Here is a 22,127-nt window from a genome sequence, read left to right on the forward strand (position 1 = left end):
CACCGGGTGAGTCCCAGCCCGTTGATCACAAGACCGACAGATACCGATTCGATCCATCAAGGTAAGCCCCACCCCCTGCTCAAGCATGGGGAGGATTTGTCGATCGACCCGACGGTGTGCGGCCCCACGTTCGGAACGTCGCCGCCGGATCCGGATCGCGTTGCAACCGGAACAACTCTCGGTCCTTGTGCTGCAGGCGCAGGTACGCGTGCCGGAGCGGCGTCGCTTGAGACGTCCCCTGGGCCGGTCAGCGCTCGAAGGGGTGCCGCGGAGGTCAGAGATGGATGCAGGGCTCGCCGATCACGTCAGGGCCGCCAGCGCGGTCGCACGGCGCCATGCGCTCGCCTTCCGGGCGCCCTCCGGCAAGGACGCGCTGCCCTGGTCGGTCATCGAGGCCTACGATGCCCGGGTGCGCGGCCATGTCGAGCGCGATCCGCGGCTTGAGGACGAGCGCGACCGGGTGCTGATCGCCGCCGTGAAGCTCGCCGAGACGCCGGTCGAGGAGGGCGAGGACACCATCGCGGCGGCCCGCGCGCATCTCATCGGCGCGATCGATTACCTCGAGCAGGCGGTGATGCGCTTCGGCCGCGTCAACCGGCAGGGGGCGAAGCTCGGCTACGGCAGCTACGGACAGCCGGTCGGCTCGCCGGACTGATCCGGGGCAGACCGGATGTCCGCAGGCCCGCCCATCGCGGCGACCCTGAGCCGCCTCGACCTGAAGACGCTGCGCCTGTTCGCGGCGATCTGTGCGGAGGGCACGCTCAACGGTGCGGCGCGGCGGGCCGCCATCGCCCCGTCGGCCGTGAGCAAGAGGCTCGCCGAACTGGAGCACGCGCTGGGCTGCACGCTGCTCGTCCGGGAGCCCCGCGGCATGCGCCTGACCCCGGCAGGGGAAACGCTGCTGCACCACACCCGGCGCATGCTGGCCAGCGCCGAGCAGATCGCCCTGGAACTCGCCGAGCATGCGAGCGGCGTGCGCGGTTTCGTGCGGGTGCTCGCCAACCTCTCGGCCATCGTGGAATTCCTGCCGGAGGATCTTCAGGCGTTCCTGGCCTTGCAGGACGGGATTCGGGTCGATCTGGAGGAGCGCCCGAGCGGCGGCGTCGTGGCCGGCGTCGAGGAGGGGCTCGCCGATCTCGGCATCTGCGCGGGCGGCAGCGATATGCGGACGCTCACCGCCTATCCCTACCGCGCCGACCGGCTCGTCCTGGTCGTGCCGGAGGGCCATCCCCTGAGCGATCGCACCGCCATCGCACTGGCCGAGACCCTCGACTACGACCATGTCGGGCTCCACGTGGAAAGCTCGATCTACGCGGCCCTGCGGGACGAGGCCCGGCGCCTGGGCCGGCCGCTGCGCCTGCGCATGCACGTGCCGAGCTTCGACGCGATCTGCCGGATGGCGCAGGTCGGGATGGGGCTCGGGACCATCCCGGAGCATGTCCACGCCCTGCTCGGACCGCCGATGCGGCTCGTCGCGGTGCCGCTCACCGACCCCTGGGCGCAGCGCAAGCTGAGCCTCGTCGTCCGCCCCGGATTCCTGCCCCCGGCCGCCGCGCTGCTGCTCGATCACCTCCGCGCCGCCGGGGGCCTGCGTTCTCCCTCTGAGAACGCAGGGTGATGGATGGTGTTTGGACATCCGCCCTGCGACGGCCCTATTCAATCCGTTAACAAAATATGGAGGAGAGAATGTCCGGCCCGCTCAGCGGTATCCGTGTTCTTGAGCTCGGCCAGCTGATCGCCGCGCCGTTCGCAACGCGGCTGATGGCCGAGTTCGGCGCCGACGTGATCAAGGTCGAGGCCCCCGGCGAGGGCGACCCGCTGCGCAAATGGCGCAAGATGCACGAGGGCACCTCGCTCTGGTGGTACCTGCAGTCGCGCAACAAGAAATCGATCGCCGTCAATCTGAAGTCGCCTGAGGGGCTCGACATCGTCAAGCAGCTCGCCACGAGCGCCGACGTGGTGGTGGAGAACTTCCGCCCCGGCGGCCTGGAAAAGCTCGGGCTCGGCTGGGACGTGCTCTCGGCCCTGAACCCCAACCTCGTGATGGTGCGGATCTCGGGCTACGGCCAGACCGGCCCGTACCGCGACCGGCCCGGTTTCGGCGCCATCGGCGAATCGATGGGCGGCATCCGCTTCACCACCGGCAGTCCGGAGGCGCCCCCGGCCCGGGTCGGTGTCAGCATCGGCGACACCCTGGCCTCGCTGCACGGCGTCATCGGCGCGCTGATGGCGCTCCTGCGGGTGAAGACCGGCCAGGGCGCCGGACAGGTCATCGACGTCTCGCTGGTCGAGAGCGTGTTCAACGTGATGGAGAGTCTCGTCCCCGAATACGATCTCCTGGGCGAGGTCCGCACCCGCACCGGCGGCGCGCTGCCGGGCATCACCCCGTCGAACACCTACCCGACCCGGGATGGCGGCTACGTCGTCATCGCCGGCAACAGCGACCCGATCTTCCGCCGCCTGATGGCGGTGATCGGCCGGCCCGACCTCGCCGAGGATCCGGCGCTGCGCAACAACGACGGCCGCTCGAAGCAATCCGCGATGCTGGATGGCCTGATCGCGGACTGGTCGAAGTCCAAGAGCGTCGAGGAGGCGCTGGCCGCCCTCGATGCCGCCGACGTGCCGGCCGGCCGGATCTACTCGGTGGCCGACATCGTGGCCGATCCGCACTATCAGGCCCGCGACATGATCCTCCAGGCGGAGCTGCCCGGCGGGACCCAGGTCAAGATGCCCGGGATCGTGCCGAAGCTGTCCGAGACCCCCGGTGAAGTCCGCTGGCAGGGCCCGGCGCTCGGTGCCCACACGGATGCGGTGCTGGCCGAACTCGGCCTCGACCCGGAGCGCATCGCGGCCCTGCGCGCGAAGGGAGCGGTGGCATGAGCAACGATAGGATGATCGTCCAGGAGGTCGCCACCCGCGACGGCTTCCAGATCGAGCCCGTCTTCGTGGCGACCGATGAGAAGATCCGTCTGATCGATGCCCTGGCGGATGCGGGCTTCAGCCGGATCGAAGTCTCGTCCTTCGTCTCGCCCAAGGCCGTGCCGGCGCTCGCCGACGCGGCGGAGGTTTTTTCGGGGATTCGGCGCCGGCCGGAGACTGTCTACGTCGCCCTGGTGCCGAACCCGAAGGGTGCCGAGCGGGCGCTCGCCGCCAGGGTCGATGAGATCAACCTCGTCGCCTCGGTGAGCGAGACCCACAACCGCGCCAACATGGGCATGAGCCCGGCCGACTCGATCGCCGGCTTCGCGCGGATCATGGATGCGGTGCAGGGCGCACCGGTCGGCACCAACGCCACGGTGGCGACGGCCTTCGGCTGCCCGTTCGAGGGCGACCAGCCGGTCGACAAGGTCGTCGCGCAGGTGGAGCGCTACCTGTCGCTCGGCGTCGACGGGGTGACGCTCGCCGACACCACCGGCATGGCCAACCCCCGGCAGGTGGCGCGTCTCGTCGCCCAGGTGCTGCCGCTGGTCGGACCGGGACGCCTGACGCTCCACTTCCACAACACCCGCGGCCTCGGGCTGGCCAACGTGCTGGCGGCCTACGACACGGGCGCCCGGCGGTTCGATGCGGCGCTCGGGGGGCTGGGCGGCTGCCCGTTCGCGCCCGGCGCCACCGGCAACATCTGCACCGAGGATCTCGTCAGCATGGCGCACGAGATGGGCGTGCCGACCGGCCTCGACCTCCCGGCGCTGATCGGCCTGTCACGGGACCTGCCCCGCCTCGTCGGCCACGACGTGCCCGGCCAAGTCGCCAAGGCCGGCCGGCCCGGCGACCTGCATCCGGCGCCGGCCAGGGCGGCATGAATTGGAGAGCGACATCTCTGACGGACGCGACGGGCCCCCTCTCCCGTGCGGGAGAGGGTTGGGGTGAGGGACGAGAACTCTCCGGATGCGGCACGCCGTCGACGCGCCGGCAGGGGGCGCCTCGTCCGGAAATACCTGATCCCTCACCCTGTCCCTCTCCCGCACGCGACAGGGGACCTGCGCCCGGTCCGGCGAAGACGGCATCACCGGTGTGGGTCGTGAACCTGCCTACTCAAGCCTGATTTCGCGAAAAGCCGTCCATCCGAAGGCGGCACCGCTCCCCCAAATCCCAAAAAAACGGAGGAAACCATGACCGCAGCCCTGTCCGGGTCGTCGGCCGCCGAGGCCGGCGCGGCGACCGAGAACGGCATCGTCCGCAAGGTTGCGTGGCGGCTCATGCCGCTGATCATGATTTGCTACATGTTCGCGTTCTTCGACCGCATCAACATCAGCTTCGCCAAGTTCCAGCTCCAGAGCGATCTCGGCTTCAGCAACGTCGCCTACGGGCTCGGCGCGAGCATGTTCGTGGTCGGCTACGTGATCTTCGAGGTGCCCTCGAACCTGTTCCTCTACCGGGTCGGGGCGCGGCGCTGGATCGCCCGGATCATGATCTCCTGGGGCATCGCCACCGCGCTGATGATCTTCATCCACACCGAGTGGCACTTCTACGCTCTACGCTTCCTAATCGGCGCCATGGAGGCGGGGTTCGCACCGGGCATCCTCTACTACCTGACCATCTGGTTCCCGGCCTCGCATCGCGGGCGGATTACCAGCTTCATGTTCGTGGCCTCGGCATTCTCAGGGATCTTCGGGGCGCCGGTGGCGGGGCTGATCCTCGGTGGACTCAACGGCGTCGGGGGCTTGGCCGGCTGGCAATGGCTGTTCCTGGCCGGTGGCCTGCCCTGCCTGATCCTCGGCGTGCTCGTGCTGATGCGCCTCGACGACCGGATCGCCGACGCGAAATGGCTGTCCGAGCCCGAGAAGGCGCTGCTGTCGAGCCGCATCGCCCACCACAACCGCGACATCGGCGACCACTCGCTCCTCGGGGCGATCAAGCAGCCGGGCTTCCTGATGATCGGGCTGATCTACTTCCTGCTCCAGATCGGTTCCTACGGCCTGAACTTCTGGGGGCCGGACCTGATCAAGACCGCGAGCGGTGGTCAGGCGGCCTCCGTCGGCTTCCTCACCGCGATCCCCTATATCTGCGGGGCGATCAGCATGGTGGTGATCGGGCGCCTGTCCGACGCCTCGGGCGAGCGGCCGAAATTCGTCGCCGGGCTGGCCATCGCGGCGGCGCTCGGCTTCTTCGGCGCCGGGATGTTCGATAAGCACATCGTGCCGCTGATGTTCGCCCTGGCGCTGCTGGGGGCCGGCATCGTGGCCTCGATCCCGACCTTCTGGACCCTGCCGGCCAAGCTCGTCACCGGCGTCGGCGCGGCGGGCGGCATCGCGCTGATCAACACGCTCGGCCAGTTCGGCGGCATCGTCAGCCCCGTGATGGTCGGCTGGGTGAAGGACCTCACCGGCTCGACGACGCCCGCCCTCTACGGCATCGGGGCGCTCTGCCTCGTGGCCGCCGTCCTCGCGCTCTTCGCCCTGCCGGCGAGCCTGCGCCGGAGCGATCGCTCGGCCTGAGCGGGCGGAAAACGCAGCGTCCCGGACCGGTCGGTCACGGGACGCCCAACGGGGCGGCTCGTCTGTATTCCCCTGGGTGTCGTCCCAGCGCGCGCCTGAGAGCAGCGGGCGAACTGTGCCGCGTTGGCGAGCCCGCACGCCGAGAGGCAAGGGGCGCAGCGCGGACAGGCAAAACGTCGGACCGTCATTTCGAGACGCTCACCATTCCGAAGCGGTCGAACGATGCGCAAGTCGCCACGATTTAAGTTCTGCAATCATTCCGGCGTTGATTTACTGCCGAGATCGCCATGTCTGAGGCGAACGATAAATAATGAGACACTTTTCGTGATACCTGTCCCGCGCGCGAGCGAGGTATCGTCGAGACGCTCTGCTTCGATCTGCGGCGGCTGGTGGCGCACATGTCGCGTCAGACGGGAACACTGTTTCCCAAGTGATCATCAACGCTCGAAAACAGCAGATGCATTGATATTTTTAACCTTGATGTTGCTGCTCTGCGCGGCTGGGCAAAAATCCTCGCGCCGCCGGACAAGCGCCGATCCGTACATATTGTATATCTTCTGCATCCTCAGGAAACGAACTTGAGGTCGGATCAGTCTCACTCACCCGAGCGGCTTTCGGCGTCGATCTATCTCCATGCCAACATGGATGAAATTCAACCCGATCGGCGGTCCCGCGAAGGTCTAACAGATGGCGAAGCTCGCAATGGATAACCTGAAAGAAACCCATCCCGTGTTCATGCTCGAGAAGGTCGGCGCCATCGTGGCGGCTTACGTGTCCCGTAACGCGGTCGAGGCCGCGGAACTGCCGAACCTGATCGATCAGGTGCATACGGCGATCTCGGATCTGCGCGACCGGTCCAGGCAGGGCGGCGCGCGGTGGACCGGGGCGAGTGCCGAGAAGGTCGAGGCGTCGATCCAGCATGACGGCCTGATCAGCTTCATCGACGGCCGGTCCTACAAGACCCTGAAGCGCCACCTCACCGCGCACGGGCTGACGCCGGAGCGCTACCGGCTCCAATACGGTCTGCCGGCTGATTATCCGATGGTCGCTCCGGGCTATGCCGCCCGGCGGTCCGAGATCGCCCGAGCGATCCAGCTCGGTCACAAGGCGGCCTGAGCGATGACGCCCGGCTATCCGCAGGGGCCGGCGCCGTCGCACGCGCCCATGCCCATGCCCATGCCGGAAACGGCCCGGACCCGGAACGGCCTCGCGCGCCTCGCGGACGTGCTGCGTGTTCCGGTCACGGTCTTCTCCCCAGAGACGGAAGGACAGGACGAGGCGATCCTGCAGGCCGCGGATCTGGTCACGATCTTCGCGGCGATCGATAATCCCGCCGCGCGCCGGACCTGTCTGGCCTTCGTCCGGGCCATGGCGAGTTCCTGAGGCGCTGGGGGGCGCCGCAGCCGGCCGGGCGATACGCTGCCCGCTCCGTGCCCGGGGGGGCGTGCGGGGCAGGCCCAGCGAACCCGGCCGGCTGCGTTATGAAGATGTTCCGCGTCGCGCGAAGGGCTCTGCTCTGGCAACCATCTCAGGGCTTCGCCCTGAGCACCCACCAAAGGGCTGAAGCCCTTTGGAAACCCGAATCCCGGGTCGAACTGGCACACAGACAGCATCGTCCCGAGGCCGGCGCTCACCGGTCGGGATGATGCCCGCGCGTCAGAACACGTGGCGCAGGATGAAGAACAATCCGGCCGCGAGGGTGATGGCGGCCGGCAGGGTCATGACCCAGGCCAGCGCCATGTTGCGCACCGTCGACATCTGGAGCCCCGAGCCGTTGGCCGCCATCGTCCCGGCGACGCCCGACGACAGGATATGGGTGGTCGAAACCGGCAAGCCGTAGAGTTCGGCGAGCCCGATCGTGCCGGCGGCCACGATCTCGGCGGAGGCACCCTGTGCGTAGGTCAGGTGCGTCTTGCCGATCTTCTCGCCCACCGTCACGACGATGCGCTTCCAGCCGACCATGGTGCCGAGGCCGAGCGCCAGGGCCACGCAGATCTTCACCCAGCCCGGGATGTAGCGCGTGCCGTCGTTGAGCAGCCCCGCGTAGCGCTTCAGGGTGCCGGTCTCGGCGTCCGAGAGGTCGGCGCCCGTCTTCGGCAGGAGCCGCACCGCGTCGGCAGCGAGGTACATGTCGCTGCGCATGTTCTGCGTCTGGGCGGCCGGCACCGTGCGGATCGCGCCATAGTTCTTCACGTTGGCGGCGATGTCGTTGGAAAGCGCCGCGAGGGCCGCGAAGACGGGCGCGCGGTTCAGGTCTTTGGTCTTCAGCGCCTCCGTCACCGTCCGGCGCGCTTCGGCCGCCTCCGGCACCGGGGTCCCGGGGGCACGGGCGGAGAAGACCTGGCTCGCCGAGGTCGAGGCCTGCACGAAGATCGGCGTCGTGTCGTCCGCCATGGTGCGGTTCAGCGCGTAGGCCGTGGGGGCGGCGCCGATCAGGATCAACATGATCAGGCCCATGCCCTTCTGGCCGTCATTGCCCCCGTGGAAGAACGAGACCAGCGTGCAGGTCAGGATCAGCAGGCTCCGGATCCACAGGGGGGGCGGCGTGTCGCCCTTCGGCGCCTCGTAGAGGTCCTTGCGGCGCACGGTGAATTTCAGGGCGAGCAGCAGCAGCGCCGCCAGCACGAAGCCGCAGATCGGCGAGAACAGCAGCGCCTTGAACACGTTGAAGGCCTGACCCCAGTCGACGCCGGAGGTACCGTCCGCGCCGCTCATCAACTGGTTGGCGAGGCCGACGCCGAGCACTGAACCGATCAGCGCGTGGGACGAGGAATTCGGCAGCCCGAACGCCCAGGTGCCGAGATTCCAGATGATCGCCGCCAGCAGCAGCGCGAAGATCATCGCGTAGCCCGCTCCCGAGCCGACATGGAGGATCAACTCCACCGGCAGCAGGGTGACGATGGCGTAGGCCACGGCCCCGGAGGAGAGCATCACGCCGAGGAAGTTGAAGAAGCCCGACCAGATCACCGCCACGAGTGGCGGCAGCGAGTGGGTGTAGATCACCGTGGCGACGGCGTTGGCGGTGTCGTGGAACCCGTTCACGAACTCGAAGGCGAGGGCGATCAACAGGGCCAGACCCAGCAGCGCGAAGGCGCCGTAGGCCAGGGGCGCTTCGCCCACCGCGTTCATGTCGGTGATCAGGCTCACGACCGCGTAGCCGAGCCCCGCCACCAGGACGAGGAGGAAGGCGATCACGCCGCCGGGGTGCATCCCATGATCGAGGCGGGGGGCGCCGGCCGGTCGACTTCCTGCGACCCCCGGTGACGACATCACGGCGGAATCGGACATGAACCCTCACGCGGAATCGAGTGTGTTGGTAAAAGCGGCCTTAAGAGGCGCCCGTGACGCTTCGGTGACGCGAGGTCGCAACGCGGGCCGCTGGGAACAGCATTCGCGCGGCGAACGACTTCACTTTGTCGTCATTGATCTTGCAGGCCGTAGATTTCAGTTGAACGGCAGCTTGCACCAACAGCAAGGTTCAGAGCTGCGATCTCCGCCCAAATGATCGGGTCGACAGACTCTATGGGCGCAGCGGGAGCTTTCCGGAAAGCAGAAGAAAGACATCGCAACACGGCATCATGTGTTGTCTAAGTTAATTTCCTGTTGCTCAGATGCGACATGAAGCTCTTTTGCTTATTATGACTGGATTATGACGTAACCGGGTCCGGCGTTTTCGCTAAATCTCCCGCCGCAGCCGAATGGCCGCGGGCTTTGGGGGCCGGATATGCGGTTACGACACGGGGTTTCGATTGCGGCCTTGACGGTCGCGGCCTTCGGTTCCGGCGCGCAGGCACAGACCGCCAACACGACGCCGTCCGATGTGAACGTGCTCAATCTTCTAGCGCCGTATCTGGCGCTCAACGCGACGGCCACCGGCCAGCAGACCCTGCAGCTCAACCTCGTGCAGGCAGCCGCCACCAACACCGGCGCCGGCCTCGCGCAGCAGCAGCTCGCGATCAGCGACAAGAACCTCCTCGGCTCGGCCAGCAACAACCTGTCTTCGTCGGGGCTCGGCACCTACGGCGTGGCCGCCAACCTCGCGGGCGGCCTGCCGGCCCAGACCCCGATCAACGGGATCGTCCCGCAGCAGCGCGTGGGTGGCCTCGGCGCCCAGCTCGGCCCGATCTACCAGCGCGGCGTCGCGCAGGGGGGCACCGGCCCGCTCGGCAGCGTGGTCAACCTCTTGGTCGGCGCCTACACGTTCAGCGGCAACAATCTCGGCGTCGCCAAGAACTACTTCGCCAACGGTGCAGCCAACAACCCGAGCGTCACGCCGAACAATTACGTCGCGACGCCGGCCGTGGCGCCGGCCGGCTACAGCCTGCCGAGCTATAACGGCCTGCCCAACACCTCCAACAGCGTCTACGATCTCGCCTACGGCGTCACCAACACGCAACCGGGCCAGGACGTCTACGGCTCCTCCCGGCCGGTCCAGGCGGCACCCGCTCGCTTCAACATCTACGATCCGACGGCGCTCAGCGGGATCGCCACCAACCCGTCCTTCCCGAGCGGCCACACCACCTACGCGTTCACGGATGGCATCCTGCTGGCGATGCTCGTGCCGCAGCAGTACCAGAGCATGCTCGCCCGCGCGGCCGACTACGGCAACAGCCGCATCGCGCTCGGCGTGCACTACCCGCTCGACATCATCGGCGGCCGGGCGCTGGCGGCCTACAACTTGGCCCAGGCGTTCACCAACCCGGCCTACATCAACAACGCCGCGGTGACCGGCACGGCGATCAACCTGCCCGCCCAGTTCGTCGCGGCCCAGGCCCAGCTCCAGGCCTACCTCGCCGCCCAGTGCGGCAACACCGTCGCGGCCTGCGCGGGGAGCGCCGCCAATCAGGCCGGCAACCCCTACATCCCCTCGGCCGCCAACCAGGTTGCCTACCAGAGCCGCCTGACCTACGGCCTGCCGACGCTGAGCTTCGCCCAGGCGCCGCGCGAGCAGGCCCCCGCCAACGGGCCCGACGCCTCGATCCTGCTCGCGCCGCTCTACGGCGGCTCGACCGGCGCCGCCCGCACCCTCGCGCCCAATGGCGGCCTGTACGGTCAGCTCTCCACCGGGACGATCAGCCAGATCCTGGTCAACACCGAGACCAACGCGCTCGCCGCCTTCTACGGCAGCCCGCTCAGCTACTGGAGCCGCCTCGACCTCTATTCCGCCGCCGGCTACTTCGGGAACGTCACCGGCACCCTGACCATGGACACCGCCGATCGCCTCGGCATCGACGTCGCCGTCGGCCAGGGCGGTGCCCTGTACGCCAACGGCACGATCTCCGGCACCGCCTTCGTCGGCTCCGGCGGTCTGCTCGGCGGCTCGGGCACGCTGGGCGGGATCAGCGCGCTGTCGGGCGGCACGGTGTCGCCGGGCAACTCGATCGGCACGCTCTCCGTCACCGGCAACGTCGCCTTCGCGCCGGGCTCGACCTACCGGGTCGAGGCCAACGCCGCCGGACAGGCCGACCGGATCACCGCCGCGGGCGTCGCCGCGCTCGGCGGCGGCACCGTCCAGGTGCTGGCCGCCTCGGGCAGCTACAATCCACGCACCACCTACACGATCCTGTCGGCCACGGGCGGCGTGTCGGGCCAGTTCGCGGGCGTCACGTCGAACCTCGCCTTCCTCAGCCCGGGCCTGCGCTACCTGCCCAACGAAGTCGACCTGACGCTCACCCGCAACGACGTGCCGTTCTCCGCCAGCGCCACCAGCCGCAACGGCAGCGCGGCGGCCAACGCCGTCCAGGCGATCGGCCCCGGCCGGCTCACCGACGCGGCTGTGGGCTTCACCACCGGCGAGGCGGAGAGCGGCTTCCGGGCGCTCGCGGGCGACATCCACGCCAGCACCGTCTCCACCGCCTACGAGACCGCCTTCTTCGTGCGCGAGGCCGTGCTCGACCGCCTGCGCTGGGGCGATCCCGGCACAGGGCTCGACTACGGCACCCTGCCGGCCGCCTACACGGCCGACCTGCCCGGCCGGCAACAGGTGGTGGCGAACGTGCCGGTGCGCACCCTCGACCCGCAGGTGTTCGGGCTGTGGGGCCAGGGGTTCGGCGCGTTCGGCACGGCCGATGGCGGCGGCAACGCGTTCGACCTCGACCGGCAGATCGCGGGCTTCGCGGCGGGCGCGGACATACGCTTGGCCAACGGGCTGCGCTTCGGCGTGGTCGGCGGCTACACCGAGGCGTATCTCGACAGCGCCGGCCGGGTCGGCGGCCAGAGCCGGGCGGAGAGCGCCACGCTCAAGAGCGGGTTCGGCGGCGTGTACGGTGGGTATGAGGTCGGCCCGCTGTCGCTGCGGCTGGGCGCGATCTACGCCGACACGGATGCGCGCACCCGCCGGGCGGTGCTGTACGGGCTGTCCGACACGCTGAGCGGACACGGTGGCGGCTACACCGTGCAGGGCTTCGGCGAGATCGGCTGGAAGATCCCGCTGGGCGCGCCTGCGGTGGCGGCCCTGGTGTCGAAGGACGGGGCCGCGGTCGCGGTTCAGCCGACGGCGACTTATGTCGAGCCGTTCGTGGGTGGGGCCTATGTCGGGATCCGGCGGGACGGGTTTACCGAGGCCGGAGGTGCGGCGGCGCTGGTGAGCTTTGCCCGGGACTACGATCTGGGCGCGGTGACGGCGGGCGTGCGGGCGCAGACGAGCCTGGATCTGGGTCTGGGCCTGCCGGTGACGCTGCGGGGCTTGGTCGGCTACCGGCGCGCGTTCGGCGACGTGGTGCCGACTGCGCTGCTGCGCTTCGGTGCCGGCGGCCCGGCGTTCCTGAGCGCGGGCGTCCCGATCGACCGGGACGCGCTGGTGGCGCAGGTCGGGCTCGATCTGGCTGTGGCGCCGAACGTGACGCTCGGCGTGGCCTATACCGGCCAGACCGGCAGCCGCGCGCAGGATCAGGCCGTGAAGGGCAACTTCACCCTCCGGTTCTGAGGACCTGTCCGACGGGAGCGCGGATGGCGCCCGTCCTGGTTTCGAAAGGGCTGAGCCCTTTGGAAACCCGGGACCCCGGGGCGCGCCGGACTGCAGGATTCCGATCCATCCCGCGCGTGTCACACGACTGACGCGGTCCGGCCGTTAGCGACCGGGCCGCGCACGATGCTGAACGGGGACCCGCATGATTGACGCCACGGTGCCGGCTCTCGCCCTCGGCGCGCTTCTGTCCCTCGTCCAAATCGGCAGCATCGCCATCGCGGCCCGGCGCCTTGGCAGGATCCACGGGCCGTCGCGGTTTCCAGCAGGGGCGCCCGTCTCCCTGGTCCGCCCGCTGCGCGGCCTGGAAGCCTACAGCGAGGAGATGCTCACCCGGAGCTTCCGCCTCGACTATCCCGCCTACGAGCTGATCTTCTGCGTGGCCGACCCGGCCGATCCGATCGTGCCCCTGGTCGAGCGCCTGATCGCCGCCCACCCCCGGGTTCCGGCCCGCCTGATCCTCGGCGACGAGCGCGTCAGCGACAATCCGAAGCTGAACAATTGTCTGCGCGGCTGGCGCGCCGCCGCGCACGAGTGGGTGGTGCTGGCCGATTCCAACGTGGCCATGCCGCCGGATTACCTCCAGCGCCTTCAGGCGGCGTGGCGCGACGACACCGGTCTGGTCTGCTCGACCCCCGTGGGCGCCCGCCCGGGCAGCTTCATGGCCGAGGTGGAATGCGCCTTCCTCAACACCCTCCAGGCGCGCTGGCAATACGCCGCCGAGGCGTTCGGCCTGGGCTTCGCGCAGGGCAAGAGCATGCTCTGGCACAAGCCGTTCCTGGAAGCGCACGGTGGGCTCCAGGCGCTCGCCGCCGAGATCGCCGAGGACGCGGCCGCCACCAAGCTCGTGCGGGCCGCCGGCAAGCGCGTCCACCTCGTGGCGAGCCCGTTCGAGCAGCCGCTGGGCCCGCGCGGCTTCCGGGAGGTCTGGGCGCGGCAGCTGCGCTGGGCTCGGCTGCGGCGTGTGACCTTCCCGCTGTTCTTCGCCCCCGAGATCGGCAGCGGCGTCCTGCTGCCGGCGCTGCTGCTGGCGCTCTGGGCCGGCAGCCTTGGCGGGGTCGTCGGCGCTGCATGCCTCGCGGCCCTGTGCTATGCCGCCGAGGTCGGGCTCGCGATCCGCGCCGGCTGGCAGCGCGCCCCCCGCATGCTGGCGGCCTTCCTGGTGCGCGACGCCCTGATCCCGGCGATCTGGCTGGGCGCCTGGGTGCAGCGCGCGATCGTGTGGCGTGGCAACGCCATGGATGTTCGCCCGCGCCGGGCCGCCGAGGCGCGGACCTATGCGCCGACGGCCTGATTGCGGTCGCCCCGCGCTCCGGAGGTGAAGACGTGACGCGCCGCTACGCCTTGTATTGGCTGCCCGCCCCGGGCTCCCCCCTGGAGGCCTTCGGCCGGAGCGTGCTCGGGTACGACACCATCTCCGGGGAGGCGGTCGCACACCCGGCGGGACTGCGCGAACTCGCCGCCGTCAACGCGGGCGCCCGGGTCTACGGTTTTCACGCGACGCTCAAGGCGCCGATGCGCCTCGCGCCGGGGGTGACGGAGGCCGATCTTGTCGTCGCCGCCCGCGGCCTCGCGACCGTGCACCCGCCGGTCCTGCTCGGGCCGCTGCGCGTCGCGGCGCTCGGACGGTTCCTCGCCCTGGTGCCGGAGGTGCCGCCGCCGGAACTCGGCCTGCTCGCGGCGGAATGCGTCGCGGCCCTCGATCCCCTGCGGGCGCCCCTCACCGAGGCCGAGCGCGCCAAGCGCCGGCCGGAGCGCCTGGATCCGCGCGCCCGTGCCCTGCTCGACCGCTGGGGCTATCCGCACGTGTTCGAAGCCTTCCGCTTCCACATGACCCTGACTGATGCCCTGCCGGAGCCCGATCGCGACGGCTGGTACCGCCGCCTCGCCGAGGCCTACGCCACCTCGAGCCCGGAGCCGGTGACGATCGACGCGATCTGCCTTCTGACCCAGGATGCGGGCGGGCCGTTTCGGCTCCTGGCGCGCCTGCCCTTCGGTGCGTCTTATGGCTGAGGTTCCCAAGGCTTCCCCGCCCCTCGGACTCGAACCCGCCATCGACCCCAGCGCCCGGATCGAATCCTGCCGACTCGGCCACTACACCGAGATCGGCGCCCGCACCCGCCTGACCGAGACGAGCCTGGACGATTATTCCTACATCGGCCAGGACGGCGAGGTGATCTACACGACGATCGGCAAGTTCTGCTCGATCGCCGCCAGCGTGCGGATCAACCCGGGCAATCACCCGATGGAGCGCGCCTCGCAGGCCCACTTCACCTATCGGGCGCGCGCCTATTGGCCCGAGGAAGCGGACGAGCCCGCCTACTTCGACCGGCGCCGGGCGAGCCCCGTCACGATCGGCCACGATGTCTGGATCGGCCACGGCGTGGTGGTCCTGCCCGGCCGAACCATCGGCACCGGTGCGGTGGTGGGGGCGGGCGCGATCGTCACGCGCGACGTCGCCCCCTACGCGATCGTGGTCGGCAACCCGGCCCGGCCGGTCCGGCGCCGGTTCCCCGAGGATATCGCCGCGCGGCTGGAGCGCCTCGCGTGGTGGGACTGGGACCACGAACGCCTGCGCCGTGCGCTTCCGGATTTCCGCGCCCTGTCGATCGAAGCATTCCTCGATCGATACGAAACGTGAGGCCGCTATCGGGTAGATATCCTGCGCCGGCAAACAACATCAAAATGTATTCGTCATCCAATCGTCGCGTAAGCGGCGTTTAGCTGCGGCTATTCCGCAGCGGATGGATGCATGCTCGTCATCGAGGATCTTACGCGCCAGTACGGTGACCGGCGTGCCGTGGACGGCGTCACGTTGCGAATCGAGCCGGGCAGCTTCGTCGGTGTGATCGGCCGGTCCGGCGCCGGCAAGTCGACGTTGCTGCGGCTGATCAACCGGCTGGCGGACGCGAGTTCGGGCCGTATCCTCCACGACGGGCGCGACGTCACAGCCCTGAAGGGTCGGCATCTGCGGGAGTGGCGCACGCGCTGCGCCATGATCTTCCAGCAGTTCAATCTCGTCGGACGCCTCGATGTGATGACCAACGTGCTGATGGGGCGGCTCAGCCACGTGCCGAGCCCTCGGGCCTTGCTGCGCCTGTGGTCCGATGAGGACCGGGCAATGGCGCTCGCCGCCCTGGAGAGCTTCGACATGGGCGAGTTCGCCGGCCAGCGGGCCGACGGACTGTCGGGCGGCCAGCAGCAGCGCGTGGCGATCGCCCGCGCCCTCGTGCAGGAGCCGCAGATCCTGCTGGCCGATGAGCCGGTGGCCTCCCTCGACCCGCGCAACACCCGCCTCGTGATGGACGCGCTCGCCGAGGTGAACCGGCGCTACGGCATCACGGTGCTGTGCAACCTGCACTCGCTCGACTTGGCTCGCGCCTATTGCGACCGCCTCGTCGGACTCGCCGACGGCCGCGTGGTGTTCGAGGGCGGCCCGTTCGACCTGACCGAGGATGTGGCGCGCCGGCTCTACGGGCTGGAGGCCGGCGAGGTGCTGGACGATTCGGCCCAGCGGGAGGCGGAGCAGCGGGCGGCGCTGCCGGGTCGCGTTCCGGCTCGGCCGATCCGCGAGGCCGCCATCGGCGCCTGAATCGGGCCCCGGCCCCAAAACAAACGACAGATCGGGAAACGCCCGGCCGACCCAGAGGGCGGCCGAAGCCCGCACCAACGCCGAAGGACCGTACGATGATCACCCGACGCACCCTCGCCGCCGCCGCGGCGGCCCTCGCCCTGCTCGGCCTGCCTGCCGCCGCCGAGGACTGGAAGGCCAAGTATCCCGAGCTGACGCTGGCGGTCATCCCGGTGGAGAACGCGAGCGGCACCGTCGACCGCTACACGCCGCTGGCGGGTTATCTCACCAAGGCGCTCGGCGTGCCGGTGAAGCTGCGGGTGGCGAGCGATTACGCCGCGGTGATCGAGGGCCAGCGGGCCGGCAACATCCAGATCGGGTATTACGGCGCCGCCTCGCTCTCCCGCGCCGTCATGACCGGCGTGAAGATCGAGCCGGTCGCGAGCCCGAAGCACGAGACCGGCATCTCGGGCTACTATTCCGTGGTCTACGTGCTGGCTTCGAGCCCCTACAAGACGGTCGCGGATCTCAAGGACAAGAACCTCGCCCTGGTCGATCCGAACTCGACCTCGGGCAATCAGGCGCCGCGCTTCCTCCTGCGGCGGGCCGGCTACGATGTGGACAAGTTCTTCGGCAAGGTCTTCTTCGCCGGAAGTCACGAGAACGCCGTGCTGGCGCTGACCCAGGGCACCGCCGACGCGGCGGCGAATTTCTGGAATTCCGAGGCCGACAACAATCTCGCGCGCATGCTGACCAAGGGCATCGTCAAGGATGCCCAGGGGCGGTCGATGACGAAGGACGACTTCCGGACCGTGTTCAAGTCCGATCTCCTGCCGGGGGATGCCTACGCCGTGCTGTCCAGCCTGCCGGACGACCTGAAGACCAAGATCCGCGACGCGCTCCTCGCCCTGCCGACCGCCGACAAGGCGGCCTTCGACCGGCTGTCGGACGGCAAGGATCTCGGCATCATCCCGGCGACGATCCAGGACTACCAGCCGGTCATCGACATGCTGCGGTTCAACGACGAGCAACGCAAGAAATCCTGATCCGGACCGTCGGCCTTGCGTAGCCTGACCAAGCTGCCGCCGGAGCGGGAAGCCGCCCTCTCCGGCCTCTACGCGGCGGCGACCGGCGCCGCGCGCCGCCGCACGCTCGCGGGCTTCGCACTCGTGGCGGTGCTCGCCGTGCTGGCGGGGCTCGTCGCCGAGGTGCGGCCGCTGATCTTCGCCGAGAACATCGGCAAGTTCACCGCCTACATCCGGCAGATCCTGCCGCCGGTTGGCCTCGACCACCCGGTCGCAGACCTGCGCGAGTGGTACTGGGGCCTGTCCGGCTGGCTGGCGCTGCTGGGTGAGACCCTGTTGATGGCCTATCTCGGCACGCTGCTCGGGGGACTCGCGGGCTTCGTCCTCAGCTTCGCCGGCTCCGCCAACCTCATGCGGTCGCGCGTACTGCGTCTGCTGACCACGCGCTTCCTGGAGATCTGCCGCACCGTCCCGGACATCGTGTTCGCGCTGATCTTCGTGATCGCCTTCGGTCTCGGGCCCATGGTCGGCGTGCTGGCCATCGCGATCCACACCACGGGGGCGCTGGGCAAGCTGTTCTCCGAGGTGGTCGAGAACATCGACATGCGCCCCGTCGAGGGTCTGTCCGCCGCGGGTGCCACCTGGGTCGAGACGGTGCGCTTCGCCGTGCTGCCACAGGTTCTGTCGAACTTCGCCTCCTACGGGCTGCTGCGGTTCGAGATCAACGTGCGCGGGGCGGCCGTTCTCGGCTTCGTCGGCGCGGGCGGTATCGGCCAGGAGTTCCTGGGCGCGATTCGCAACTTCTACTATGCGGATGTGAGTGCGATCCTCGTGCTGATCATCCTGACGGTGTTCTGCATCGACCTCGCCACCGAGCAGGTCCGTCACCGGTTGATCGGCCCGGAGAACCCCCGATGAGCGCGGCCCGGACCGGAAACCTGCGGGCTGAGGCCCGGGACAATCTCGCGCGGCTGCGCGGTCGCTATCCTGCGCAGTTCCGGGTGGATTGGGCCGCACGAGCCCGATTCGGCCTCGGGCTCGGTGTCCTGATCGGCCTTGCCGCCCTGGCATGCTGGCGCCTCGACGTTTCCGCGGCGCGGATCCTCAACGGGCTCGGGCGGCTCGGCTCCTTCGCGGTGCTGATGCTGCCGCCGTCCCCGGAGGGCCATCTCTGGACCTTCCTGCACGCCCTCGGCGAGACCCTGGGCATCGCGTTCCTCGGCACGCTGACGGCGGCGATCCTGGCCTTCCCGGTCGCGTTTTTGGCGGCGCGCAACGTTGTGTCGAACCCCTTCGCGCATTTCGCCGTCCGGCGCGGCCTCGACGTGATGCGCTCGGTCGACGTGCTGATCTGGGCGCTGATCTGGATCAACGTCGTGGGCTTGGGCCCCTTCGCGGGGGCACTCGCCATTGCGTGCTCGGATTTCGGGGCACTCGGCAAGCTGTTCTCGGAGGCGGTCGAGACCTGCGACCGGCGCCCCAGCGAGGGCGTCGTCGCCTCGGGGGGCTCCAGCCTCCACCGGATCCGCTTCGGGCTGATCCCCGGGGTGCTGCCGGTGCTGGCGAGCCAGGTGCTGTACTTCTTCGAATCGAACACCCGCTCGGCGACGATCATCGGCATCGTCGGCGCGGGCGGCATCGGCCAGTACCTGACCGAGCTGATCCGCGTGCTGGAGCTGCAGCAGGTCGCGTTCCTGGTGCTGATGATCCTCGTCACCGTGGCGGCGATCGACTGGGTCTCGACCCGGCTCCGGCGGGCACTCATCGGGCCGGCGGCGCGCTGAGCCGGTCATGGTTTCCAAAGGACGTGTCCTTTGGCGGGTGCAGGGCAGAGCCCTGCAGACGGATCTCCGACCCCCGGAAGGGGGGCGGAGATCCGTTCGTCGGGATTTCACCCCGACACCCCACCAAAGGGCCACGCCCTTTGGAAACCCATCCGCTCGATTGAGACGCTTCGGCCCTCAGCCGCCGATCACCAGCTCCACCCGGTCGGCGGCGAACAGGGTCCGGTTCGCCTGGATCGGCACGCCCGCGGGATCGATATTGACGCTCGACACCACCAGTACGACCCGCCCCGGCGCGATGTCGAGCCGGGCCGCCTCCTGGGCTTCGGCCAGGCGGGCGCGGACGCGTGTCGAGAGCCGCGTGTAGTCGTGGACGCCGCAGGCCGCGAGCGCCCGGGTGATCGAGCCGCGCTCGGCATAGGCCTCGGCGAAGCCGGCAAAGCGCGGCAGCGGCACCCAGGTCAACGAGGTGGAGAGGGGTGCGTCGTCGGCCCGGTGGACCGTCAGCAGTTCCAGCACCGGCGCGCCGGGGGCGATGGCCAGCGCCGCCGCCGGCTCGGGCGCGGCCGCGACGGTGGCCGACGCGATGAGATCGCCCCAGGCTTCCCGCCCGGCCTCGGCGACGATCTCCGAGAAGCGCGTGCGCGGCCCGATCGGGTAGGCGAGCGGCGGCTCCTCCACGAAGGTGCCGCGGCCCTGGCTGGCGCGCACGAGGCCGCCCTCGGCCAGGGCGGCGAGCGCCCGGCGGACGGTATGCCGGTTCACCGCGAAGCGCGCCGCGAGCGCCGCCTCGGTGGGCAGTTGCTGGCCGGGCGCGTATCGGCCCGCCGCGATATCGGCCGTGAGCGTGTCGGCGATCTGCCGCCACGCCGTCAGCCCTTCGCCCCGGACGAGGCCGGGCGCCTGTGCCTCTGCATCCATCCTGTCATCCAAACTTCATTTGTCCGGCGGGCGCCAGTTGTCTATAGATCTATACAACAATGCGACGGAGGGATTCGCAATGACCCCGAACCCAGCAGGCCCAGAACCCGGACCCGAGATCGTGGCCCGGCAGGCCGTGATGGCCCTGTGCGCCGACGCGAGCCGGACTGAATTGGAAGCCGCGCTGACGCGTCTTGATGTCCCCGCTGCCGAGGACTTGCGCCCCCCAGAGACCGGTCTCGTGATGGCCACTGGCCGGATCGGCGGCGATGGGCGCCCGTTCCATGTCGGCGAGGTCAGCGTCACCCGGGCGGCGATCCGTCTGGCGGATGGGGGCACGGGCTTCGCCTACCATCTCGGCCGCGACCGGACGAAGGCGCGCCTCGCCGCGATCCTCGACGCGCTCTGGCAGGATCCGGCGCAGCGCGCCCACGTCGAGGCCGCCCTGGCGGATGCCGCCGACCGGGCCGAGGCAGATCGCCGGAAGGCGGCGCGGCAGACCGCCGCCACGCGGGTCGAGTTCCTGACCGTCGCCCGTGGGGAGGATTGAGCATGCTCGCACCCGGCTTCGCCGACCCGGTCCACGACGCCCAGGCGACGTTCCGCGCCGTGATGGACGCCCTCGCCCGGCCGGGGCTGCCCCGGCCGCTCACCCCGGGCCTGACCCCGCCGGCGCCGCTGACGCCGGAACTCGCCGCCGTCGCGCTCACCCTGGCCGACGCTGACACGCCGGTCTGGCTCGATGCCGGGCTCGCGGCGTCACCCGCGGTCGCCGCCTACCTGCGCTTCCACACCGGCGCTCCCCTCACGGAGGACCCGGCCGCGGCCGCCTTCGCGCTGATCAGCGATCCGGCCCGCTGCCCGCCGCTGAACGCCTTCGCCCCCGGCACGCCGGCCTATCCCGACACGTCCACGACGCTCGTGCTCGCCCTCGACGCGATCACCGCGGGGGAGGGGCTGTGCCTGACCGGGCCCGGCATCCGCGGTACCACCCGCGTCGCGCTGGCGCCGCTGCCGGAGGGCTTCGTCGCGCAGCTCGCCGGGAACCGCGCGGATTTCCCCCTCGGCGTCGACCTGATCCTGACCGCCCCCGGCCGCGTGGCTGGGCTGCCGCGCTCCACAGCCGTCACGGAGGGCTGACCCATGTATGTGGCCGTGAAGGGCGGCGAAGCCGCCATCGACAACGCCCACCGGCTGCTCGCCGAGGCGCGCCGGGGCGACACCACCGTGCCGGAACTGTCCGTGGCGCAGATCCGCGAGCAGATGGCGCTGCTGGTCGACCGGGTGATGACCGAGGGCTCGCTCTACGACCCCAATCTCGCGGCGCTCGCCCTGAAGCAGGCCCGCGGCGATGTGGTCGAAGCGGTGTTCCTGGTCCGCGCCTATCGGACGACGCTGCCGCGCTTCGGCGCCTCCGTGCCGCTCGAGACTGGTGCCATGGCGGTGGCCCGCCGGGTCTCGGCGACCTTCAAGGATCTGCCGGGCGGGCAGGTGCTCGGGCCTACCTTCGACTACACGCATCGGTTGATCGATTTCGCGCTGGCCGCGGAGGGTGAGATCGAGACCGCCGCCGAGGCCGAGCCCCGCGCCGATGCCGCGATCTGTCCCCGCGTCACCGACCTGCTGGCCCAGGACGGGCTGATCGAGGCCTCGCCGCCGGACGAGGGCGCCCCCGTGGGCGATCTCACCCGCGAGCCCGTGGATTACCCAGCCGACCGGGCCCTGCGCCTCCAGGCGCTGGCCCGGGGCGACGAGGGCTTCGTGCTCGGCCTCGCCTACTCGACCCAGCGTGGTTACGGCCGCACCCACCCGTTCGTGGGCGAGATCCGGGTCGGCGAGGTGGCCGTGGAGTTGGTGCCCGAGGAGTTGGGCTTCGCGGTGCCGCTCGGCCGGATGCAACTCACCGAGTGCCAGATGGTCAACCAGTTCAAGGGTTCGGGCGCGGCGCCGCCGCAATTCACCCGCGGCTACGGGCTGAGCTTCGGCCAGAGCGAGCGCAAGGCCATGGCGATGGCGCTGGTCGACCGGGCGTTGCGCGCCGAGGAACTCGGCGAGCCGGTGGTCAGCCCGGCGCAGGACCAAGAATTCGTCCTTGCCCATTGCGACAGCCTCCAGGCGACCGGCTTCGTCGAGCACCTCAAGCTGCCCCACTACGTCGACTTCCAGGCGGAGTTGGAGCTGGTTCGCCGGCTAAGGGCCGAATTCGAGCAGAGATCCGAGCCCGTCGAGATGCAGGAGGCCGCGGAATGAGCGGGACACATACGGTCTTCCCTCCCCCCTCTGCGGGGGAGGGTACGCTGCGCAACAGGGGGGGAGAGGGGAGCGACGGTGCAGAACGAAGCTCTCCCCCTCATGAAGATCGCGCCCTATCCGGAAGCCGGGTTCCCCTCTTGCGGGACTTCGTCCCGGCCCAACCCCTGCTGA

At 69.8% G+C, this 22,127-nt stretch carries 20 protein-coding genes; 18 read left to right on the top strand and 2 right to left on the bottom strand.

Annotated features, from left to right (window positions below; translation table 11 throughout):
* Positions 1 to 280 precede the first annotated feature (280 nt).
* From MKK84_RS16975 to MKK84_RS17005, 7 genes are all read left to right on the top strand, one after another.
* A complete protein-coding gene (locus MKK84_RS16975) occupies positions 281 to 655 on the top strand; it encodes a hypothetical protein (RefSeq protein WP_243921690.1) in 375 nt (124 codons plus the stop codon).
* A gap of 15 nt (positions 656 to 670) precedes the next feature.
* Positions 671 to 1,618 (top strand): LysR substrate-binding domain-containing protein, encoded by a 948-nt coding sequence (locus tag MKK84_RS16980; protein ID WP_243921692.1) that lies wholly within the window; start codon positions 671 to 673, stop codon positions 1,616 to 1,618.
* A gap of 68 nt (positions 1,619 to 1,686) precedes the next feature.
* A complete protein-coding gene (locus MKK84_RS16985; protein ID WP_243921694.1) occupies positions 1,687 to 2,880 on the top strand; it encodes a CaiB/BaiF CoA transferase family protein in 1,194 nt (397 codons plus the stop codon).
* Positions 2,877 to 3,803, top strand: coding sequence for a hydroxymethylglutaryl-CoA lyase (locus MKK84_RS16990; protein ID WP_243921696.1), 927 nt, complete (start codon positions 2,877 to 2,879; stop codon positions 3,801 to 3,803). The genes MKK84_RS16985 and MKK84_RS16990 overlap by 4 nt, the downstream gene beginning before the upstream one ends.
* 309 nt (positions 3,804 to 4,112) lie before the next feature.
* Positions 4,113 to 5,438: an MFS transporter gene (locus tag MKK84_RS16995; protein ID WP_243921698.1), complete on the top strand. Its 1,326-nt coding sequence runs from the start codon at positions 4,113 to 4,115 to the stop codon at positions 5,436 to 5,438.
* Positions 5,439 to 6,140: 702 nt separating this feature from the next.
* Complete coding sequence (locus MKK84_RS17000) at positions 6,141 to 6,554, top strand: MucR family transcriptional regulator (RefSeq protein ID WP_409566520.1); 414 nt, start codon at positions 6,141 to 6,143, stop codon at positions 6,552 to 6,554.
* A 54-nt stretch (positions 6,555 to 6,608) separates the two neighbouring features.
* Positions 6,609 to 6,821, top strand: coding sequence for a hypothetical protein (locus MKK84_RS17005; RefSeq protein ID WP_243921702.1), 213 nt, complete (start codon positions 6,609 to 6,611; stop codon positions 6,819 to 6,821).
* Positions 6,822 to 7,094: 273 nt separating this feature from the next.
* On the opposite strand, the gene MKK84_RS17010 is transcribed toward MKK84_RS17005, so the two are convergent.
* Positions 7,095 to 8,726, bottom strand: coding sequence for an inorganic phosphate transporter (locus tag MKK84_RS17010; protein WP_243921704.1), 1,632 nt, complete (start codon positions 8,724 to 8,726; stop codon positions 7,095 to 7,097).
* Positions 8,727 to 9,195: 469 nt separating this feature from the next.
* On the opposite strand from MKK84_RS17010, the gene MKK84_RS17015 reads away from it, so the two are divergent.
* The 8 genes from MKK84_RS17015 (at position 9,196) to phnE (MKK84_RS17050) (ending at position 18,782) form a co-directional block, all read left to right on the top strand.
* The gene (locus MKK84_RS17015; protein WP_243921706.1) at positions 9,196 to 12,363 is read left to right on the top strand and encodes an autotransporter domain-containing protein; all 3,168 of its coding nucleotides are present in this window, start codon (positions 9,196 to 9,198) and stop codon (positions 12,361 to 12,363) included.
* A gap of 184 nt (positions 12,364 to 12,547) precedes the next feature.
* A complete protein-coding gene (locus MKK84_RS17020; protein WP_243921708.1) occupies positions 12,548 to 13,696 on the top strand; it encodes a ceramide glucosyltransferase in 1,149 nt (382 codons plus the stop codon).
* Positions 13,697 to 13,728: 32 nt separating this feature from the next.
* Positions 13,729 to 14,415 (top strand): DUF1045 domain-containing protein, encoded by a 687-nt coding sequence (locus tag MKK84_RS17025; RefSeq protein WP_243921710.1) that lies wholly within the window; start codon positions 13,729 to 13,731, stop codon positions 14,413 to 14,415.
* Positions 14,408 to 15,043: a chloramphenicol acetyltransferase gene (locus MKK84_RS17030; RefSeq protein ID WP_243921711.1), complete on the top strand. Its 636-nt coding sequence runs from the start codon at positions 14,408 to 14,410 to the stop codon at positions 15,041 to 15,043. The genes MKK84_RS17025 and MKK84_RS17030 overlap by 8 nt, the downstream gene beginning before the upstream one ends.
* 111 nt (positions 15,044 to 15,154) lie before the next feature.
* Positions 15,155 to 15,994: a phosphonate ABC transporter ATP-binding protein gene (gene phnC, locus MKK84_RS17035; RefSeq protein ID WP_243921713.1), complete on the top strand. Its 840-nt coding sequence runs from the start codon at positions 15,155 to 15,157 to the stop codon at positions 15,992 to 15,994.
* Positions 15,995 to 16,089: 95 nt separating this feature from the next.
* The gene (gene phnD, locus MKK84_RS17040) at positions 16,090 to 17,019 is read left to right on the top strand and encodes a phosphonate ABC transporter substrate-binding protein (RefSeq protein WP_243921715.1); all 930 of its coding nucleotides are present in this window, start codon (positions 16,090 to 16,092) and stop codon (positions 17,017 to 17,019) included.
* 15 nt (positions 17,020 to 17,034) lie between these two features.
* On the top strand, positions 17,035 to 17,916 hold the full coding sequence (gene phnE, locus MKK84_RS17045) for a phosphonate ABC transporter, permease protein PhnE (RefSeq protein WP_243921717.1): 882 nt from the start codon (positions 17,035 to 17,037) through the stop codon (positions 17,914 to 17,916).
* The gene (phnE, locus tag MKK84_RS17050) at positions 17,913 to 18,782 is read left to right on the top strand and encodes a phosphonate ABC transporter, permease protein PhnE (RefSeq protein WP_243921718.1); all 870 of its coding nucleotides are present in this window, start codon (positions 17,913 to 17,915) and stop codon (positions 18,780 to 18,782) included. Before phnE (MKK84_RS17045) ends, phnE (MKK84_RS17050) begins: the two co-directional genes overlap by 4 nt.
* A gap of 177 nt (positions 18,783 to 18,959) precedes the next feature.
* On the opposite strand, the gene phnF is transcribed toward phnE (MKK84_RS17050), so the two are convergent.
* Positions 18,960 to 19,703, bottom strand: a complete 744-nt coding sequence (gene phnF, locus MKK84_RS17055) for a phosphonate metabolism transcriptional regulator PhnF (protein WP_243921721.1) — start codon at positions 19,701 to 19,703, stop codon at positions 18,960 to 18,962.
* Positions 19,704 to 19,782: 79 nt separating this feature from the next.
* On the opposite strand from phnF, the gene phnG reads away from it, so the two are divergent.
* From phnG to MKK84_RS17070, 3 genes are read left to right on the top strand one after another with little or no spacing between them, the layout of a single operon-like run.
* Positions 19,783 to 20,253 (top strand): phosphonate C-P lyase system protein PhnG, encoded by a 471-nt coding sequence (gene phnG / locus MKK84_RS17060; RefSeq protein WP_243921723.1) that lies wholly within the window; start codon positions 19,783 to 19,785, stop codon positions 20,251 to 20,253.
* A 2-nt stretch (positions 20,254 to 20,255) separates the two neighbouring features.
* Positions 20,256 to 20,843, top strand: a complete 588-nt coding sequence (gene phnH / locus MKK84_RS17065) for a phosphonate C-P lyase system protein PhnH (protein WP_243921725.1) — start codon at positions 20,256 to 20,258, stop codon at positions 20,841 to 20,843.
* A 3-nt stretch (positions 20,844 to 20,846) separates the two neighbouring features.
* On the top strand, positions 20,847 to 21,953 hold the full coding sequence (locus MKK84_RS17070) for a carbon-phosphorus lyase complex subunit PhnI (protein WP_243921727.1): 1,107 nt from the start codon (positions 20,847 to 20,849) through the stop codon (positions 21,951 to 21,953).
* Positions 21,954 to 22,127 lie beyond the last annotated feature (174 nt).

The sequence above is a fragment of the Methylobacterium sp. E-065 genome (genome assembly GCF_022829605.1).
In the GTDB taxonomy this organism is placed as follows: Bacteria; Pseudomonadota; Alphaproteobacteria; order Rhizobiales; family Beijerinckiaceae; genus Methylobacterium.

Excerpts from the sequence above, each read along its gene's own strand:
- MKK84_RS16990 (WP_243921696.1), top strand. The coding sequence starts at position 2,877 with ATGAGCAACGATAGGATGATCGTCCAGGAGGTCGCCACCCGCGACGGC.
- MKK84_RS16975 (WP_243921690.1), top strand. The coding sequence starts at position 281 with ATGGATGCAGGGCTCGCCGATCACGTCAGGGCCGCCAGCGCGGTCGCA.
- phnF (WP_243921721.1), bottom strand. The coding sequence starts at position 19,703 with ATGGATGCAGAGGCACAGGCGCCCGGCCTCGTCCGGGGCGAAGGGCTG.
- MKK84_RS17005 (WP_243921702.1), top strand. The coding sequence starts at position 6,609 with ATGCCCATGCCGGAAACGGCCCGGACCCGGAACGGCCTCGCGCGCCTC.
- phnG (WP_243921723.1), top strand. The coding sequence starts at position 19,783 with ATGACCCCGAACCCAGCAGGCCCAGAACCCGGACCCGAGATCGTGGCC.
- phnD (WP_243921715.1), top strand. The coding sequence starts at position 16,090 with ATGATCACCCGACGCACCCTCGCCGCCGCCGCGGCGGCCCTCGCCCTG.
- MKK84_RS17030 (WP_243921711.1), top strand. The coding sequence starts at position 14,408 with ATGGCTGAGGTTCCCAAGGCTTCCCCGCCCCTCGGACTCGAACCCGCC.
- MKK84_RS16995 (WP_243921698.1), top strand. The coding sequence starts at position 4,113 with ATGACCGCAGCCCTGTCCGGGTCGTCGGCCGCCGAGGCCGGCGCGGCG.
- MKK84_RS16980 (WP_243921692.1), top strand. The coding sequence starts at position 671 with ATGTCCGCAGGCCCGCCCATCGCGGCGACCCTGAGCCGCCTCGACCTG.
- MKK84_RS17000 (WP_409566520.1), top strand. The coding sequence starts at position 6,141 with ATGGATAACCTGAAAGAAACCCATCCCGTGTTCATGCTCGAGAAGGTC.
- MKK84_RS17020 (WP_243921708.1), top strand. The coding sequence starts at position 12,548 with ATGATTGACGCCACGGTGCCGGCTCTCGCCCTCGGCGCGCTTCTGTCC.
- phnH (WP_243921725.1), top strand. The coding sequence starts at position 20,256 with ATGCTCGCACCCGGCTTCGCCGACCCGGTCCACGACGCCCAGGCGACG.
- MKK84_RS17010 (WP_243921704.1), bottom strand. The coding sequence starts at position 8,726 with ATGTCCGATTCCGCCGTGATGTCGTCACCGGGGGTCGCAGGAAGTCGA.
- phnE (WP_243921718.1), top strand. The coding sequence starts at position 17,913 with ATGAGCGCGGCCCGGACCGGAAACCTGCGGGCTGAGGCCCGGGACAAT.
- MKK84_RS16985 (WP_243921694.1), top strand. The coding sequence starts at position 1,687 with ATGTCCGGCCCGCTCAGCGGTATCCGTGTTCTTGAGCTCGGCCAGCTG.
- phnC (WP_243921713.1), top strand. The coding sequence starts at position 15,155 with ATGCTCGTCATCGAGGATCTTACGCGCCAGTACGGTGACCGGCGTGCC.
- MKK84_RS17070 (WP_243921727.1), top strand. The coding sequence starts at position 20,847 with ATGTATGTGGCCGTGAAGGGCGGCGAAGCCGCCATCGACAACGCCCAC.